Source organism: Actinoplanes sp. NBRC 101535, from assembly GCF_030269225.1.
GTDB classification, from domain to species: domain Bacteria; phylum Actinomycetota; class Actinomycetes; order Mycobacteriales; family Micromonosporaceae; genus Actinoplanes; species Actinoplanes rectilineatus.
The window spans coordinates 241,309-257,039 of the sequence record NZ_BSSY01000002.1 but is presented as its reverse complement, the minus strand read 5'-3'; the positions used below and the strand labels follow the sequence as shown (position 1 = coordinate 257,039).

Here is a 15,731-nt window from a genome sequence, read left to right as displayed (position 1 = left end):
GGCCGGAGCACGGGGACGGCGACTACTCAGCGATCGACGGGACTGAAATCCCAGACATGCGGAGTGCGTGCCACCAGGTTCTCCGGTGGCACCGGCATGTTCTCCGGGCTGTTACGCCATTTGGTGATGACGACGATGCGAAGATCGGTGGACGAATAGACGTCACTCGACACATGTTGTGGCAGTACCTCCAGTCCGGGTACCGCCGCGTCACACACCCAGGCCAGCAGCTCGTCGAAGCCGGTCCGGGAGGCCCGAACCTCCCACATCCGCGCGATCATGATGGCTTCCTACCCCGGCACGCTCACCGCGGTCAAACTCATCGACGAGTCGGCGGGCAGGTCCAGGCGGCTCGGGGCGACGCCGGCCGCGACCAGATGCGAGCCGAGCGCGGCGACCATCGCGCCGTTGTCGGTGCACAGCTGCGGCCGGGGCACCCGCACGGTGATGCCGTACTTCGCGGCCCTCTGTTCGGCGAGCACCCGCAGCCGGGAGTTCGCCGCCACCCCACCCCCGATGACCAGGGTGTCCACGCCGTTGCTGCGGCACGCGTCGATCGCCTTGGCGGTCAGCACGTCACAGACCGCCTCCTGGAAACTGGCCGACACGTCGGCCACCGGGACCGGCTCACCGGCCCGTTCCCGGGCCTCCACCCAGCGGGCGACGGCGGTCTTGAGACCCGAGAAGGAGAAGTCGAAACGGTGCTCCGCCTGGTCTTTCGGCGCGGTCAGGCCGCGCGGAAAGGCGATCGAGGCGTGGTCACCGTCACGCGCCGTCCGGTCGATCACCGGGCCGCCGGGGAAGCCCAGGCCGAGCAGCCGGGCCACCTTGTCGAAAGCCTCGCCGGCCGCGTCGTCGATGGTCGCGCCGAGCGGCGTCACCCCGGCGGTCAGGTCGTCGACGAGCAGCAGCGACGAGTGGCCGCCGGAGACGAGCATCGCCACCGCCGGGGCGGGCAGCGGACCGTGTTCCAGGGTGTCCACCGCAACGTGCGCGGCCAGGTGGTTCACGCCGTAGATCGGTTTCTCGGCGGCGAGCGCGTACCCCTTGGCGGCGGCCACCCCGACCAGCAGCGCGCCGGCCAGTCCGGGGCCGCTGGTCACCGCGATGGCGTCGATGTCGGCGAGCGTCACCCCGGCCGTGTCCAGAGCCCGCTGCATGGTCGGGACCAGCGCCTCCAGGTGGGCGCGGCTGGCCACCTCGGGCACCACCCCGCCGAACCGGGCGTGCTCATCCACACTGGACGCGATCGCGTCGGCCAGCAGAGTGTGCCCGCGGACGATGCCGATGCCGGTCTCGTCGCAGGAGGTCTCGATCCCGAGGACCAGGGGCTCGTCACGCATCACGCATCATCACCAGGGCGTCGGTGTTGCTCGGTTGGTAGTAGCCGCGCCGGATGCCGACCGGCTCGAAATCGTAGGTCGCATACAGCTTCTGGGCCGGCCCGTTGTCGACCGCCACCTCGAGCAGCGTCTTGCGGGCGCCGCGCCGGGCCGCCTCGGCGAGCAGCGTCTCCAGCAGCAGCCGGCCGGCGCCACGGCGCTGGGCGTCCCGGCGTACCGCGATGTTCTGCACCCAGGACTCGTCGGCGTCCACCACGGACAGGCCGGCATAGCCCAGCACCGGGCCGCCGGGCTCGTCGGTCGCGACGACGTAGAAGTGCCGCTGCGCCAACTCGTTCCAGAACATCGAGGCGGACCACTTCTCCGCCCCGAAAAGGTCCTCCTCGACCGGGAGGATCTCGTCGATGTGCCACCAGCGGAAGCGTTCGACAAGCATCAGGTCAGCACCGGTTTGCGCGCCGACGGCTCGACCGCGTCCGGCCGCCGCAGATAGAGCGGGGTCAGGATCTCGCTCGGCGCCGCCTCGCGGATCCGCTGCGCGGCGATCGCGACGAGGGCGGCGCCGGGCGGGTGCAGAAGATGCTCCTCCACGGGTACGCCGAAAACGTCCCCGTATTTCAGCGCGCCCTCACCACAGGCCCGTTCCACCGACTCGACGGACACCGCCGCGGGCTTGTCCACGTCCGGCCCGCTGACCCGCTCACCGTCCTGATAGGTCGCGTAGTAGACCTCACGACGCCGCGCATCGGTCGCCACCAGCACCCGGCCCGGACCGGCCGCCCGGCCCAGAGCGTCGAGCGAACAGACGCCGTAGGTCGCGATGCCGAGCGCCTGCCCCATGCTCGCCGCGGTCGCCAGTCCGACCCGCAGGCCGGTGAACGGTCCGGGACCGAGCCCGGCCACGATCGCGCCCAGGTCACGCGGCCGGACGCCGGCCTCGGCCAGCGCCGCCGCGATCTCCGGCGCGAGTTTCTCCCCGTGCGCCCGCGGGTCGACGGTCCGCTGCTCCACGACCCCGAACAGGCCGTCAGCGGTCACCTCGACCAGCGCCGCCGTCGACGCGGGCGTTGCGGTGTCCAGAGCTAGTACGAGCACAGGCTGACCCTAGACGGTGGCCTTCGGGTCCCAGTCGATGACCGGCCGTCCCCCGTCGGCGAGAGCCTTGTTGGCCGCGCTGAACGGGCGGCTGCCCAGGAAACCGACCCGGTTGAGCGGGCTCGGGTGCCCCGCCTCCAGCACCGCGTGCACCGGGTTGGTGATCAGGGACGCCTTCTTCTTGGCGTAGCTGCCCCAGAGCAGGAAGACGATCCGCTCGTCCCGCTCGTTCAGCGCCTTGATGGTGGCGTCGGTGAACGCCTCCCAGCCCTTGTTGCCGTGCGAGCCGGCCTTGCCCGCCCGGACGGTCAGCACCGCGTTGAGCAGCAGCACACCCTGCCGCGCCCAGCCGGTCAGGTCGCCGTCGGCCGGCTTGGCGATGTTGACGTCCTCGGAGAGCTCCTTGAACACGTTGCCCAGCGACGGGGGCTTGCGGACCCCCTCGCGGACGCTGAAGCTCAGGCCGTGCGCCTGGCCGGGACCGTGGTACGGGTCCTGGCCGAGGATCAGCACCCGGGTCTGCTCCGGCAGGCACAGCCGGTACGCGTTGAACAGGTCCTCCCGCGGCGGGTAGATCGTCTGCGAGTCGTACTCCGCCTCGACGAACTCGCCCAGTGTCGCCGTGGCGGCCTCGTCGAGGAAGGGCGACAGCTCGGTCCGCCACTCGGCGGGCAGCAGCTCGATCAGGTTCACATGTTCTCCAGTCGGTGTGCCCAGTCGCCGCCGTGCGGCACCAGGTCGATCACTCGGGTGTCGTCGTCCAGCCGGTCGATGGCGACCTGCAGGTATTCGTCGTTGAGCTGCTCCACCAGCCCGGCGCCCCACTCCACGACCGTGACCGCGTCGTCCGCCGAGGCGTCCAGGTCGAGGTCGTCGATCTCGGCGCGCGGGTCCGGCCGGTCGCCCAGCCGGTAGGCGTCGGCGTGCACCAGCGGCACCGGACCGCGGTGCACCCGCGCGATCACGAAGGTCGGCGAGGTGATCGGGCCCTGCACCCCCAGCCCCGCCCCGATGCCCTGCACCAGGGCGGTCTTGCCGGCGCCCAGCGGGCCGGTGAGCAGCAGCAGGTCGCCGGGCCGCAGCAGACCGGCGAGCCGCCGGCCGAAGTCGCGGGTCTCGTCGACCGTGGTGAACTTCACGAGATCTTCTCCAGGAAGGGGAGCAGTGCCGCGTTGACCTCGTCGGCCTTCTCGAGCATCACCACGTGGCCACTGTTGTCGATCTTCAACAACTCGGCCTCGGGCAGGTGCCGCAGGATCTCCTCGGAGTGGGTGACCGGGGTCAGGTAGTCGCGGGTGCCCACGATCACCAGCACCGGCACGCCCCGCAACGCGGACAGCGCCGGGAACCGGTTGTGGGTGTAGAGGGTGTGCAGATATTTGGTCAGCGTCTCGACCGAGGTCCTGGAATTCATCGTCTCGACGAACGTGACGAGTGTCGGGCTCGGCTTGGGCTCGCCGAACCCGTACCGCCGGGTGAGCAACCAGGCCAGATCGGAGGAGGCGATCCGGGCCCGGTCGATGGTGCCGCCGCCGAGGTGCGCCGCCTTGTCCCACAGCGGGAAGAACGGCGCGCTGGCCCGGGCCACCAGGTTGGTGATGCCGAGCTGTGTCTTGTCGACCAGCCCGGCCGAGGTGGAGATCAGCACCACGCCGGTCACCCGGTTGCCGAACCACTCCGGGTACTGCTCGGCGAACGCCATGATGGTCATGCCGCCCATCGAGTGGCCGACCAGGATGATGTGCCCGTCCGGCACCACCTCGTCGAGCACCGCGGCCAGCGAGCGGCCCAGCGCGGCGATGTCGTAGGTGCCCGACTGCAGACGCCCGGACCGGCCGTGACCCGGCTGGTCGTAGAAGACCAGGCGCTGGTCGCCGCGCTCGGTGAGCAGCTTGCGCTGGAAGTAGAAGGTGCCCATGTCCAGGGCGAACCCGTGCACGAAGACGATGGTGGGCTTGTCGTTCGCCTCGGCCGGCTCGACGATCTCGACGTGCATGTCGGTGCCGTCGGCCGCGGTCACCGTCAGCTCCTCGTCGAACACCTGCTCACCGAACGGCTCCTCGGTGTACGGGTCGCCGGGCGCGTTGACCGACCGCCGCACCAGCACCCGCTCGACCGCGAACGCGGTGGCCAGGCCGGCCGCCGCCACACCGACGGCGGCGCCGAAGACGCCGGCCACCGCCCTGCCCCGGATCACCGCTCGACCTCCCCGGTGTAACGCCGTGGCACCCGGCCACTGCCGAACCTGGTGACGATCTCGTAGTGGATCGTGCCGGTCGCCGCGGCCCAGTCGATCGCGGTGGGCTCGCCGTCGTCGCCCGGCCCGAACAGGGTGGCCACGTCGCCCGGCTGGACCGGCTCGTCGCCGACGTCGACCACCACCTGGTCCATGCAGACCCGGCCGGCGATCCGGGCCGTCACGCCGCCGATCAGCACCGGCGCGGTGTTGGACGCGTGGCGGGGCACCCCGTCGCCGTAGCCCAGCGGCACCACGGCCAGCGTCGTCTCGCGCGGGGTGCGATAGGTCAGGCCGTAGGAGACGCCCTGGCCGGCCGGCACCCGTTTGGCCATGGTCACCCGGGCCCGGGCGGTCATCGCCGGGCGCAGGCCGAACGTCTCGCCGGCCACCGGGGACAGGCCGTAGGCCGCCACACCGATCCGGACCAGGTCGAAGTGGGTGTCCGGCCGGGTCAGGGTGGCCGCGGAGTTGGCGATGTGCCGGTGCGTCGGGACGACCCCGTGCCGCTCGGCCACCGCGAGGGCGTCGGTGAAGGCGGCCAGCTGCCGGTCGACCGACTCGTGGCCGGGCTCGTCGGCGCAGGCGAAGTGGCTGAACACCCCGATCACCTCGATGTCACCGGCGTCGCGCGCCTTGGCGGCCGCGTCCACCAGGACCGGCCACTCCGCCGGGGTGGCGCCGCCCCGGGCCAGCCCGGTGTCGATCTTGAGGTGAACCCGCGCGGGCCGGCCCACCCGCCGGGCCGCCACGACGATCTCGTCGAGCAGCTCCGGCGACGCCGCAGCCAGGTCGATGTCGGCGGCGACCGCCTCGTGCAGCGGCAGACCCGGCGCCAGCAGCCAGGCCAGCACCCGGGCCGGCAGACCCGCCCGGCGCAGCTCGAGCGCCTCGTCCAGGGTGGCGACACCGAGCCAGGTCGCACCGCCGGCCAGCGCGGCGCGGGCCGCCGGCACCATGCCGTGGCCGTAACCGTCCGCCTTGACGGCGACCAGCACCTCGGCCGAGGTGCGGGCGCGCAACGCCGCCACGTTGTCGCGGATGGCGTCCAGATCGACGCGGACTTCGGCCTGCCACATGTCTTCCACCCTACTGAGGCGTATGACAGTTTCCGGCCGCCCCGGGTCAGTCCAGCAGATCAGCGAGTACCGGGCGTAGGGCGCACGCCACGTCCGACGACGACACCGGACCGCCCTGCGCCGCCCGGCGGCCGGCGAGACCGTGCACGTACGCCGCCGCGACCGCCGCCCGCACCGGCGGCACCCCGGCCGCCAGCAGCGACCCCAGCAGCCCGGCCAGCACATCCCCGGTCCCGGCGGTGGCCAGCACCGGACTGCCGGTGGGATTGGCCCAGATCTCGCCGGCCGGCGACGCCACGATCGTCCGGTCGCCCTTGAGCAGCACCACCGCGTTCGTCCAGGCCGCCAGCCGGGCCGCCGCACCGGCCCGGTCCGCGCCCGGCGCCTCCCCGGCCAGCCGCTTGAACTCACCGTCGTGCGGAGTGATCACCAGCGGGGCGTCGCGCCGCAGATCCTCGGCGTGCTCACCTCCGACCAGCAGCGAGATCGCGTCCGCGTCCAGCAGCACCGGCAACGACGTGGCCAGCACACTGCGCAGCTCGGTGCGCGCCGCGGCATCGGTGCCGAGACCGGAACCGCACACCCAGGCCTGCACCCGGCCGGCCTCGGCCACCCGGGGCGCCACCACCACCGACGGATGCGCACGGACCACCTCGCGGTGGGCGCTGCCCGCATAGCGCACCATGCCGGCCGGACCGGCGAGCGCACCGGTGGCCGAGAGCAGGGCGGCGCCGGGATACTGCTCCGAACCGGTCGCCAGACCGACCACACCGCGGTTGTACTTGTCCGAGGTGGTGCCGGGCCGGGGCCACCACCCGGCGACGTCGGCAGCCTCCGCCACCCGGACCGCCGGATCGGCCACCAGAACCGGCCCGATACCGATATCGATCAGATCGATGAGCCCGCAGCGGGTGGCCGCGGCGCCCAGCACGTGCGCCGGTTTGAGACAGCCGAACGTCACCGTGACATCCGCGGTCACCGCCTCACCCGGCACGTCACCGGTGTCCACGGCCACCCCGCTGGGCACGTCGACAGCCACCACCGTCGCCCGCTCCCCGGTCCGCCCGCGCAGGTCACCGAGGCGGCGCACGATCGCCACGGCAGACTCCCGCAGGCCGCCGCTCGCCCCGATCCCGACGATGCCGTCCAGCACCAGATCGGCCCGGGCGGGCAGCTCCCCGGTGGTGAACCCGCCGGCCGCGCGCAACGCCGCCACACCGGCCAGATGCACCCGGTCCGGGTTCAGCAGCAGGGCGCGGACCTGAGCCCCACGACGGGCCAGCGCCGCGCCGGCATAGAGCGTGTCGCCGCCGTTGTCACCACTGCCGACCAGCAGCAGCACCCGGGCGCCGTAGACGCCGCCGGCCGCCTCCAGCAACAGCGCGCATCGCCGGGCCAGACCGGCCGCTGCCCGCTGCATCAGCACGCCCTCCGGCAGCCGGGCCATCAGCGATTTCTCCGCCGCACGGACGTCCGCGACCCGCCACGCCTGACGCATGTGCCCTCCCAGGGGTCAAGTCCCGGTCTCCGCGACCACCATTGCGGACGCTATCCCGCCGTCGTGGGACAGCGAGAGATGCCACCGCCCGATCCCGCGCGCGGTCGCCGCGGCGGCGACCGTACCGGAAACGGTCAACCACGGCCGGCCGTCCGGATCGGTGACGATCTCGCAGTCGTGCCAGCGCAGACCGGCCGGCGCGCCGAGAGCCTTGGCCACGGCCTCCTTCGCCGCGAACCGCGCGGACAGCGACTCCGCGGACCGGGGACCACCGGATCCGGTGACGCGTTCGGCCTCGGTGAAGAGGCGGTCAGCGAGCAGCGGGGTGCGGTCCAGGGCACGGGCGAAACGCTCCACCAGGACGACGTCGATGCCGACAGACACGATCACACCGGTCACCCTAGCGGTGGGTCCGGCTGCTTCCAGCGTACGAGTGACCGCACCGCACCGCCCAGACCTCGGCACCGACCAGGTCCACAAGGCCTGTGGACAACCGGATCCCGGCGCCCGGTGGGCTGTCCACAGGGCCGCCCCGGCGCCCCGGCCCGGCCCCTACCGTCGGCGCATCCCCATCCCGTACGTCCCACCCGCCCACCTCGCCACCGGAGGCCGCCGATGAATCCCGATCCGCACGCCGACACCGCTTCCGTTTTTCAGGCCGCCACGGTTTTTCAGGCCGACACCGCCGACCTGCGCCGGCACGCCGCCGACGTCGAAGCGACCGCCCGTCGACTGGACGGCGCCGGTGCCGCCGCCCCGCACACCGAGACGACTCCCCGCTGGGCCACCGCCACCGCCGCCGATCTCGCCGCCGGCGCCGCCCGCCGGTCGCTCGCCTTGATCGGGAACGACACCGCCGAGACCGCTCAGCGGATCACCGCCGCCGCCCGGGCGTATGAGGAGGCCGACGCCCGAGCCGCCACCCGCCTGCGGCTGACCCGATGAGCACACTCGTCCGCGCCCGGTTGCGGGTGACCCGATGAGCACCCTCGTCCACGCACGGTTGCGGGTGACCCGGTGAGCGCTGTCGTCTACGCCCGGTTGCGGGTCACCGATCCGGGCCGGTGGTGGGCGGCCGCGCTGTCCTGGCGCCGCTGGGCGGCCGTCGCCGGGGTGCTGGCCGCCGAGTTCGAGCCGCTCGCCGCGGGCCTGCGGGCGATCTGGTCCGGTCCCACCGCCACGGCCGCCGGGTCCCGGCTGCGCGGGCTACGACGGCGTCTCACCCTGTTCCGGCTCTTCTGCTGGCGGGCCGACCAGGCGCTCAGCGAGTTCGCCGCGGCGCTCGACCGGGCTCGGGCACTGCTCGACCGGGCCCGGACCCGGGCCGAAGCCGCTGGCCTGATCATCGACGACACCGGCACGGTCCGGTCCCGTTCACCGGAGTCAGCGGATTCGGCCTCCGCCACCACGGCGGGTTCGGTCTCCGCCGCCGCGGGCCTGGCCGCGGCCGACCTCGCCGCGGCCCTGACGGTCGCCGCCGGCGCCGACGAGTCCGCTGCCGCCCGGTTGCACGAGCTCTCCCCCGAGGCCGCCGCGCCCCAGGGAGCCGGCCGGCCCGGCTGCACCGCGTCGCCGGCCGAGGTCCGCCGCTGGTGGGCCGGCCTGACTCCGGCGGAACGCAACTGGCTGCTGGTCACCGAACCGGGCCCGCTCGGGTCCACCGACGGCATCCCGATCGCGGACCGGGACCTGGCGAACCGGCTGCTGCTCCCGGACCACCGCGCCGGCACCGCCGACCGCGGACTACGCGACGGCCTGGACGAGTTGGACGCCCGGCTCGGCGACGACGCCGGACGCCGGGCCTACCTGGTGGGCCTGGACGTCGCCGGTGAGGGCCGGGCCGTGGTGGCGCTCGGTGATCCGGACCGGTCGCGGTCGGTGCTCACCCACGTACCGGGCATGACCTCCGGTCTGGCCTCGATCGGTGGTGAGCTGACCCGGGCCGGGCGGGTCGCCGACCGGGCTGCGGAGCTGGGACCGGCGAGTGCGGCGAGCGCCGTGCTGTGGCTGGACTACGACGCCCCGGACTTCCTCGACGAGGCGTTCTCCGACCGGCAGGCGATCGCCGGTGCGGCCGGTCTGCGCCGGTTCCAGGAGGGTCTGCGGGTCACCCACGAGGGCCCGGCGGCGGTGCAGACCGTGCTCGGGCACAGCTACGGCTCGCTGGTCGTCGGGGAGGCCGCCACCGGACCGCTGGAGGCCGATCGGCTGGTGTTCGTCGGGTCGCCCGGGGTCGGCGTGCGATCAGCCGAGCAGTTGAGTGTCCCGGCCGACCAGGTCTGGTCGTCGACGTCGAGGACCGACGTCATCCAGTACGCCGCGCTCGCCCCGGCCGGACTCGCCCGCGACCTGGCGATCTCGGGGGCCGTACCGGTGGTCGGGCCGGCGTTCGCCTTCGGCCGGCCGGAGCGGGATCTGTGGTTCGGCACCAACCCGAGTGATCCGGCGTTCGGCGGACGGGTCTTCGCCAGTCAGCCGGAAGCCGGCCACCTGGGCTACTGGGAACCCGGACGGCCGGCTCTGGATGCCCTGGCCACCCTGGCCCTGGGCGACACACCCGCGGAAGGCCGGTGAGCCGCGGCTCACCGGCACATCACTCGACGGTGACCGACTTCGCCAGGTTGCGGGGCTGGTCCACGTCGTGGCCGCGGGCGGCGGCGATCTCGCAGGCCAGGATCTGCAGCGGAACCGTGGTCATCAGCGGCGCCAGCAGGGTCGGGGTGTGCGGCACCAGGATCAGGTGGTCGGCGAACTGCGCCACGTCGTCGTCGCCCTCCTCGGCGATGACGATGGTGCGGGCGCCCCGGGCCCGGACCTCCTGGATGTTGGAGACCATCTTGTCGCGCATCACGCCGCGGCCCTGCGGTGACGGCACCACGCAGACCACCGGCGTGCCCTGGTCGATCAGGGCGATCGAGCCGTGCTTGAGTTCGCCGGCGGCGAAGCCCTCGGCGTGCATGTAGGCCAGCTCCTTGAGCTTGAGCGCGCCCTCCATGGCCACCGGGAAGCCGACGTGCCGCCCGATGAACAGGATCGTCGAGGCCTCTTTGAGGTCCCGGGCCAGCGCCCGCACGTCCTCCATCCCGTCGAGCAGCGTCCGCAGGTTGTCCGGGGTGCGGCGCAGGCGGGAGACCACGGCGGCGACCTCGTCGGCGTACATCACGCCGCGGATCTGGGCCAGGTGCAGGCCGATCAGGTAGCAGGCGACGAGCTGGGTGAGGAACGCCTTGGTGGAGGCGACCGCGACCTCCGGGCCGCCGTGCGTGTAGAGCACCGCGTCCGACTCGCGCGGGATGGTGGAGCCGTTGGTGTTGCAGATCGCCAGGACGCGGGCCTTCTGCTCCTTGGCGTGGCGCAGCGCCATCAGGGTGTCCATGGTCTCGCCGGACTGGCTGATCGCGATCACCAGCGTGGAGCGGTCCAGGATCGGGTCGCGGTAGCGGAACTCGCTGGCCAGCTCCACCTCGCACGGGATGCGGACCCAGTGCTCGATGGCGTACTTGGCGACCATGCCGGCGTGGAAGGCGGTGCCGCAGGCGACGATGAAGACCTTGTCGACGTCCCGCAGGTCCTGGTCGGTGAGCCGGACCTCGTCCAGGATGATCTCGCCGCGCTCGGAGAGACGGCCCAGCAGCGTGTCGGCGACGGCCTGCGGCTGCTCGGCGATCTCCTTGAGCATGAAGTAGTCGTAGCCGCCCTTCTCCGCGGCCGAGGCGTCCCAGTCGATGTGGAACTCGGTGCCGGTCGCCGGGGTGCCGTCGAAGCCGGTGATCTCGATGGCGTCCGGGGTGATCAGGACGACCTGGTCCTGGCCCAGCTCGATCGCCTCGCGGGTGTGCTCGATGAACGCCGACACGTCGCTGGCCAGGAAGTATTCACCGTCGCCGCGGCCGACCACCAGCGGCGAGTTGCGCCGGGCGGCGACCACCGCGCCGGGCACGTCGACGTCCACGGCGAGCAGCGTGAACGCGCCCTCCAGGCGGCTCACCACGTGGCGCATGCCCTCGGCGAGCAGGGCCGGCCCGTCCTGGGCGCCGGACTCGCGCAGCGCCCGCATCTCCGCGGCCAGCAGGTGGGCCGCGCACTCGGTGTCGGTGTCGCTGTGGAACTCGACGCCGGTCGCCTCGAGCTCGGCGCGCAGCCGGGCGAAGTTCTCGATGATGCCGTTGTGGATGACCGCCACCCGGCCGTCGGCCGACAGGTGCGGGTGGGCGTTGCGGTCGGTGGGGCCGCCGTGGGTGGCCCAGCGGGTGTGCCCGATGCCGGTGACGCCGGCGGCGATGCCGTCCGTGGCGCGCTCGGCGAGCGCCTTCTCCAGGTTGGCCAGCTTGCCGGCCTTCTTCTCGGTCAGGACGCTGCCGCCGTTGATGACGGCGACTCCAGCGGAGTCGTATCCGCGGTACTCCAGACGGCGGAGCCCGTCCAGGACGATACTCAATGCCGGTCGATTGCCAACGTAACCCACGATCCCACACATGACGGGCAGCGTAACCGACTTTCGCTCATCCGTCATGCTCGTGGGGCGCACTTTCGAGCATCCCATCTGATCGGAACATCGGGCATCCTCCCATCGGTCAGCTCGTCCCGGCAAACTCGGACGCCCGGGGAACAGCCGCGTACGCCTGTCATCCGTATGGGTGGGTGACGGGGACGGTGCGCGACTGACGTACCGTCGGCTACGGCACCGTCACGGCGGCCCGACCGGGAGGACAGATGAGCGACCAGAGCGATCCGCCCCAGCCGCCCCAGCCGCCCCGTCCGCCGCAGTTCAATCCGGGTCAGGCCACACCGCCGTCCGGCGATCCCGCCACCTCGCAGTTCCCGCCGGCGCAGTTCCCGCCCGCGCCCTACGCGCCGCCGACCGGAGCACCCGCCGGGGACTACCCGCCGACCTCGTCGTTCCCGCCGGTCAACTACGCGCCGCCGGGCCACCCGCCGGACTACGGCACCGCGTCCCCGCCCGGTTCACCCCCGCCGGGGTACGGCCAGGGTGGATACCCGCCGCCGGGATACGCCCCTCCCGGGTACGCCCCGCCGCCCCCGCCGCGGCGCAGCAACGCCCCGCTGATCGCCGTGATCGTGGCCATCACGGTGCTGCTCTGCGGCGGCGTGATCACCTCCGGGGTGCTGCTGGTCCGCAACACCGTCGACTCGGCGAAGGAGGCCGTCGCGCCGATCCTCGACCCGACGCTGCCCACCGGCTTCCCGACCGGTCTGCCCACCGATCTCCCCACCGGCCTGCCGACGGACCTGCCGACCGATCTGCCCACCGGGCTGCCCGACATCCCGGGCATCGGCGCAGGCCGGGAGATCAAGGTCACCTACGAGGTCACCGGTGACGGACCAGCCAAGATCCTCTACACCGAGCAGCTCGGCGGTGCACCCCAGGTCCTCGACGACGTCGACCTGCCGTGGACGTTCACCGCCACGGTGCAGGTGCCCGCACTGCTCTCGATCACCGCGCAGCGCAGCGGCGGCGACGACGGCGAGATCGCCTGCAAGGCCACGATGGACGGCGAGATCGCGGCACAACGGTCGGCCAACGGCGCCTGGGCCACCACGACCTGCAACAAGTTCGTGTTCGACTGAGCGTCGGACGACGCCCCACGGCATCGAGAAGACCGGTGACGTGAGCGTCGGACCACGCCTCACGACATCGAGGAGACCGGTGACCACAGCGCAGCCGGGAGATCCGCTGGTCCAGCGGATGCGCCCGTTCGGGACCACGATCTTCTCCGAGATGTCCGCGCTGGCGGTCCGCACCGGCGCGGTCAATCTCGGACAGGGCTTCCCGGACACCGACGGTCCGCCCGAGATGCTCGCCGCAGCGGCCGAGGCGCTGGCCTCAGGTGCCAACCAATATCCGCCACTGCCCGGGATCCCCGCCCTGCGCGCCGCGATCGCCGACCACGAGCAGCGGTTCTGGGGCCTGACCCGCGACCCGGACACCGAGGTCGGGGTGACGGCCGGCGCCACCGAGGCGGTCGCCGCCACCGTCCTGGCCCTCTGCGAGACCGGTGACGAGGTGATCTGCTTCGAGCCGTACTACGACTCGTACGCGGCCTCGATCGCCCTGGCCGGCGCCGTCCGCCGGCCGGTCACCCTGCGTCCCGGGCCGGACGGGCGGTTCGTGTTCGACGAGGCCGAGCTCCGTGCCGCGTTCGGCCCGCGGACCCGCCTGGTCCTGCTGAACTCGCCGCACAACCCCACCGGCAAGGTCTTCACCCGCGCCGAGCTGGAGCTGATCGCGGACCTCTGCCAGGAACACGACGTGCACGCCGTCACCGACGAGGTCTACGAGCACCTGGTCTTCTCCGACGCGGCCACCCCGCACCTGCCACTGGCGTCCCTGCCCGGCATGCGCGAACGCACCCTGCGCATCTCCTCAGCGGGCAAGACCTTCTCGTGTACGGGCTGGAAGGTCGGCTGGGCCACCGGTCCCGCGCCGCTCGTCTCCGCGATGCTGCGCGTCAAGCAGTTCCTGACGTTCGTCAACGCCGCGCCGCTGCAGCCCGCCGTGGCGGTGGCGCTCGGACTGCCGGACGACTACTTCCACGACTTCACCGCCGGCCTGCAGGATCGCCGGGACCGTCTGGTCGCCGGGCTGACCGAGGCCGGGCTGCGGGTGCTGCCGTCCGAGGGCACCTACTTCGTCACCGCCGACATCCGTCCGCTGGGCGGCGTCGACGGTGTCGAGTTCTGCCGTGATCTGCCCCGTCGTGGCGGGGTGGTGGCCGTGCCGACCCAGGTCTTCTACGACGATCAGGACGCCGGGCGCCACCTGATCCGGTTCGCCTTCTGCAAGCGGTCCGACGTGATCGACGAGGCGGTCCGCCGTCTCAAATCCCTGACCTGACGTGCGAAACGGCCCCGGAGGCGTCCTCCGGGGCCGTTCGTCAGATCAGGATCGGTCAGGCCGGGCTGGCCGACCGGACCTCTTCCGCGATGACCTCGGCGACGCTGCGCGCCTTCTCCTCGGTCGCGGCCTCCACCATCACCCGGACCAGCGGCTCGGTGCCGGACGGGCGCAGCAGCACCCGGCCGGTCTCGCCCAGGTCCGCCTCGGCGAGCGCCACCGCGGCCTGCACGGTCGGGGCAGCCGCGCCGGCCTCCCGGTCGCCGACCTTCACGTTGATCAGGACCTGCGGCAGGGTGTGCACGACCGAGGCCAGGTCGGCGAGCGACTTGCCGGACGACGCCACCTGCGCCATCAGGTGCAGGCCGGTCAGCACGCCGTCGCCGGTGGTGGCGAACTCCGGCATCACGATGTGCCCGCTCTGCTCGCCGCCCAGCGCCAGGCCGCCGCTCTGCAGCTCCTCCAGCACGTACCGGTCGCCGACCTTGGTCTCGATCAGCTTGACGCCGGACTGCTTCATCGCGATCCGCAGGCCCAGGTTGCTCATCACCGTGGCGACGAGCGTGTCGCCGGTCAGGGTGCCGGCGTCGCGCATGGCCAGCGCCAGGATCGCCATGATCTGGTCGCCGTCGACGACCTCGCCGGACGCGGTGACGGCCAGGCAACGGTCGGCGTCGCCGTCGTGGGCCAGGCCCAGGTCGGCGCCCTCACGGATCACGGCTTCGCGCACCTTGTCCAGGTGGGTCGAGCCGCAGTTCTCGTTGATGTTGATGCCGTCCGGCTCGGCGTGGATCGCGATGACCTCGGCGCCCGCCTCGCGGTACGCCACCGGCCCGACCTCGCTGGCCGCGCCGTTCGCGCAGTCCACCACGACCTTGATGCCGTCCAGCCGGTGCGGGATCGAGTCGACGAGGTGTTTGATGTACGCCGCGTCGCCGTCGAGCAGGTCGTGGACCCGGCCGATGCCGGCTCCGGTGGGACGGCCGACCAGCCCGTGCCCGTCCTCGATCGCCTTCTCGATGCGCTCCTCCAGCTCGTCCGGCAGCTTGGTGCCGCCGGCGGCGAAGAGCTTGATGCCGTTGTCGGGCATGGCGTTGTGCGACGCGGAGAGCATCACACCCAGGTCGGCGTTGGTCTCCCCGACGAGGAACGCGACCGCCGGTGTGGGCAGCACGCCGACCCGCACCACGTTCGCCCCGGCACTGGTCAGGCCGGCGACGACGGCGGCCTCCAGCATCTCGCCGCTGGCCCGCGGGTCACGTCCCACGATGGCCATCGGCTGGTGACTGCTGTCAGTCTCGACCAGGACTCTGGCGGCCGCGACGGCGACCTGCAGAGCCAACTCCGGAGTGAGCAGGTCGCCGTTCGCCAGTCCGCGAACGCCGTCCGTGCCGAAGAGTCGCCCCATAACGGCTTCCTTTCGCCGGTAACACGCTGACCTCAAGCCTGCAACAAGGGTGCCGCTGTTCAGGAGTACCGGAACGGCTAGTTGGGGAGGGAAGTGAAGTAGAGCAACGACGGCTGTGCTGAGCCTTCGAGGCGGAACAGCGGGGGCTGTGGCCGGCCCCCGCGGTGAAACAGCGATGGCCCTCGTGGTGGAACACCGACGGCCCCGCGGTGAAGC

At 72.5% G+C, this 15,731-nt stretch carries 16 protein-coding genes; 4 read left to right on the top strand and 12 right to left on the bottom strand.

The genetic code is table 11. From position 1 onward, the window contains the following. Positions 1–26: 26 nt before the first annotated feature. The 10 genes from QSK32_RS06235 to QSK32_RS06190 are packed head-to-tail and all read right to left on the bottom strand — an operon-like array spanning position 27 to position 7,641. On the bottom strand, positions 27–281 hold the full coding sequence (locus QSK32_RS06235) for a hypothetical protein (protein WP_285471414.1): 255 nt from the start codon (positions 279–281) through the stop codon (positions 27–29). A gap of 9 nt (positions 282–290) precedes the next feature. Then, positions 291–1,343: a tRNA (adenosine(37)-N6)-threonylcarbamoyltransferase complex transferase subunit TsaD gene (tsaD, locus tag QSK32_RS06230; protein WP_045744321.1), complete on the bottom strand. Its 1,053-nt coding sequence runs from the start codon at positions 1,341–1,343 to the stop codon at positions 291–293. After that, entirely contained in the window at positions 1,336–1,779 is a 444-nt protein-coding gene (gene rimI / locus QSK32_RS06225) for a ribosomal protein S18-alanine N-acetyltransferase (protein WP_045744320.1), read from the bottom strand. Before rimI ends, tsaD begins: the two co-directional genes overlap by 8 nt. Then, entirely contained in the window at positions 1,779–2,438 is a 660-nt protein-coding gene (gene tsaB / locus QSK32_RS06220) for a tRNA (adenosine(37)-N6)-threonylcarbamoyltransferase complex dimerization subunit type 1 TsaB (protein WP_045744319.1), read from the bottom strand. Before tsaB ends, rimI begins: the two co-directional genes overlap by 1 nt. A 9-nt stretch (positions 2,439–2,447) precedes the next feature. After that, the gene (gene ung / locus QSK32_RS06215) at positions 2,448–3,131 is read right to left on the bottom strand and encodes a uracil-DNA glycosylase (RefSeq protein WP_083449228.1); all 684 of its coding nucleotides are present in this window, start codon (positions 3,129–3,131) and stop codon (positions 2,448–2,450) included. Further along, positions 3,128–3,577, bottom strand: coding sequence for a tRNA (adenosine(37)-N6)-threonylcarbamoyltransferase complex ATPase subunit type 1 TsaE (tsaE, locus tag QSK32_RS06210; RefSeq protein ID WP_045744318.1), 450 nt, complete (start codon positions 3,575–3,577; stop codon positions 3,128–3,130). Before tsaE ends, ung begins: the two co-directional genes overlap by 4 nt. Continuing rightward, positions 3,574–4,635, bottom strand: a complete 1,062-nt coding sequence (locus QSK32_RS06205) for an alpha/beta fold hydrolase (RefSeq protein WP_045744317.1) — start codon at positions 4,633–4,635, stop codon at positions 3,574–3,576. Before QSK32_RS06205 ends, tsaE begins: the two co-directional genes overlap by 4 nt. Beyond that, positions 4,632–5,753 carry an alanine racemase gene (gene alr / locus QSK32_RS06200; protein WP_045744316.1) on the bottom strand — a complete coding sequence of 374 codons (1,122 nt, stop codon included), beginning with the start codon at positions 5,751–5,753 and terminating at the stop codon, positions 4,632–4,634. Before alr ends, QSK32_RS06205 begins: the two co-directional genes overlap by 4 nt. A 46-nt stretch (positions 5,754–5,799) precedes the next feature. Beyond that, a complete protein-coding gene (locus QSK32_RS06195; RefSeq protein ID WP_285471413.1) occupies positions 5,800–7,251 on the bottom strand; it encodes an NAD(P)H-hydrate dehydratase in 1,452 nt (483 codons plus the stop codon). A gap of 15 nt (positions 7,252–7,266) precedes the next feature. After that, positions 7,267–7,641, bottom strand: a complete 375-nt coding sequence (locus QSK32_RS06190; protein ID WP_045744314.1) for a holo-ACP synthase — start codon at positions 7,639–7,641, stop codon at positions 7,267–7,269. Between the two features lie 225 nt (positions 7,642–7,866). On the opposite strand from QSK32_RS06190, the gene QSK32_RS06185 reads away from it, so the two are divergent. Both QSK32_RS06185 and QSK32_RS06180 read left to right on the top strand, forming a co-directional pair. Next, the gene (locus QSK32_RS06185; protein ID WP_285471412.1) at positions 7,867–8,196 is read left to right on the top strand and encodes a hypothetical protein; all 330 of its coding nucleotides are present in this window, start codon (positions 7,867–7,869) and stop codon (positions 8,194–8,196) included. A gap of 72 nt (positions 8,197–8,268) precedes the next feature. Further along, positions 8,269–9,825 carry an alpha/beta hydrolase gene (locus QSK32_RS06180; RefSeq protein ID WP_285471411.1) on the top strand — a complete coding sequence of 519 codons (1,557 nt, stop codon included), beginning with the start codon at positions 8,269–8,271 and terminating at the stop codon, positions 9,823–9,825. Positions 9,826–9,844: 19 nt separating this feature from the next. Here QSK32_RS06180 and glmS read toward each other — a convergent pair whose 3' ends face one another. Next, the gene (gene glmS, locus QSK32_RS06175) at positions 9,845–11,728 is read right to left on the bottom strand and encodes a glutamine--fructose-6-phosphate transaminase (isomerizing) (protein WP_045744311.1); all 1,884 of its coding nucleotides are present in this window, start codon (positions 11,726–11,728) and stop codon (positions 9,845–9,847) included. A 236-nt stretch (positions 11,729–11,964) separates the two neighbouring features. On the opposite strand from glmS, the gene QSK32_RS06170 reads away from it, so the two are divergent. Together QSK32_RS06170 and QSK32_RS06165 are read left to right on the top strand one after the other, a co-directional pair. Further along, positions 11,965–12,840, top strand: coding sequence for an MmpS family transport accessory protein (locus QSK32_RS06170; RefSeq protein WP_052720770.1), 876 nt, complete (start codon positions 11,965–11,967; stop codon positions 12,838–12,840). Positions 12,841–12,919: 79 nt separating this feature from the next. After that, positions 12,920–14,107 (top strand): pyridoxal phosphate-dependent aminotransferase, encoded by a 1,188-nt coding sequence (locus QSK32_RS06165; RefSeq protein WP_285471410.1) that lies wholly within the window; start codon positions 12,920–12,922, stop codon positions 14,105–14,107. Positions 14,108–14,162: 55 nt separating this feature from the next. Here QSK32_RS06165 and glmM read toward each other — a convergent pair whose 3' ends face one another. Beyond that, complete coding sequence (gene glmM, locus QSK32_RS06160) at positions 14,163–15,515, bottom strand: phosphoglucosamine mutase (protein WP_045744309.1); 1,353 nt, start codon at positions 15,513–15,515, stop codon at positions 14,163–14,165. Positions 15,516–15,731 lie beyond the last annotated feature (216 nt).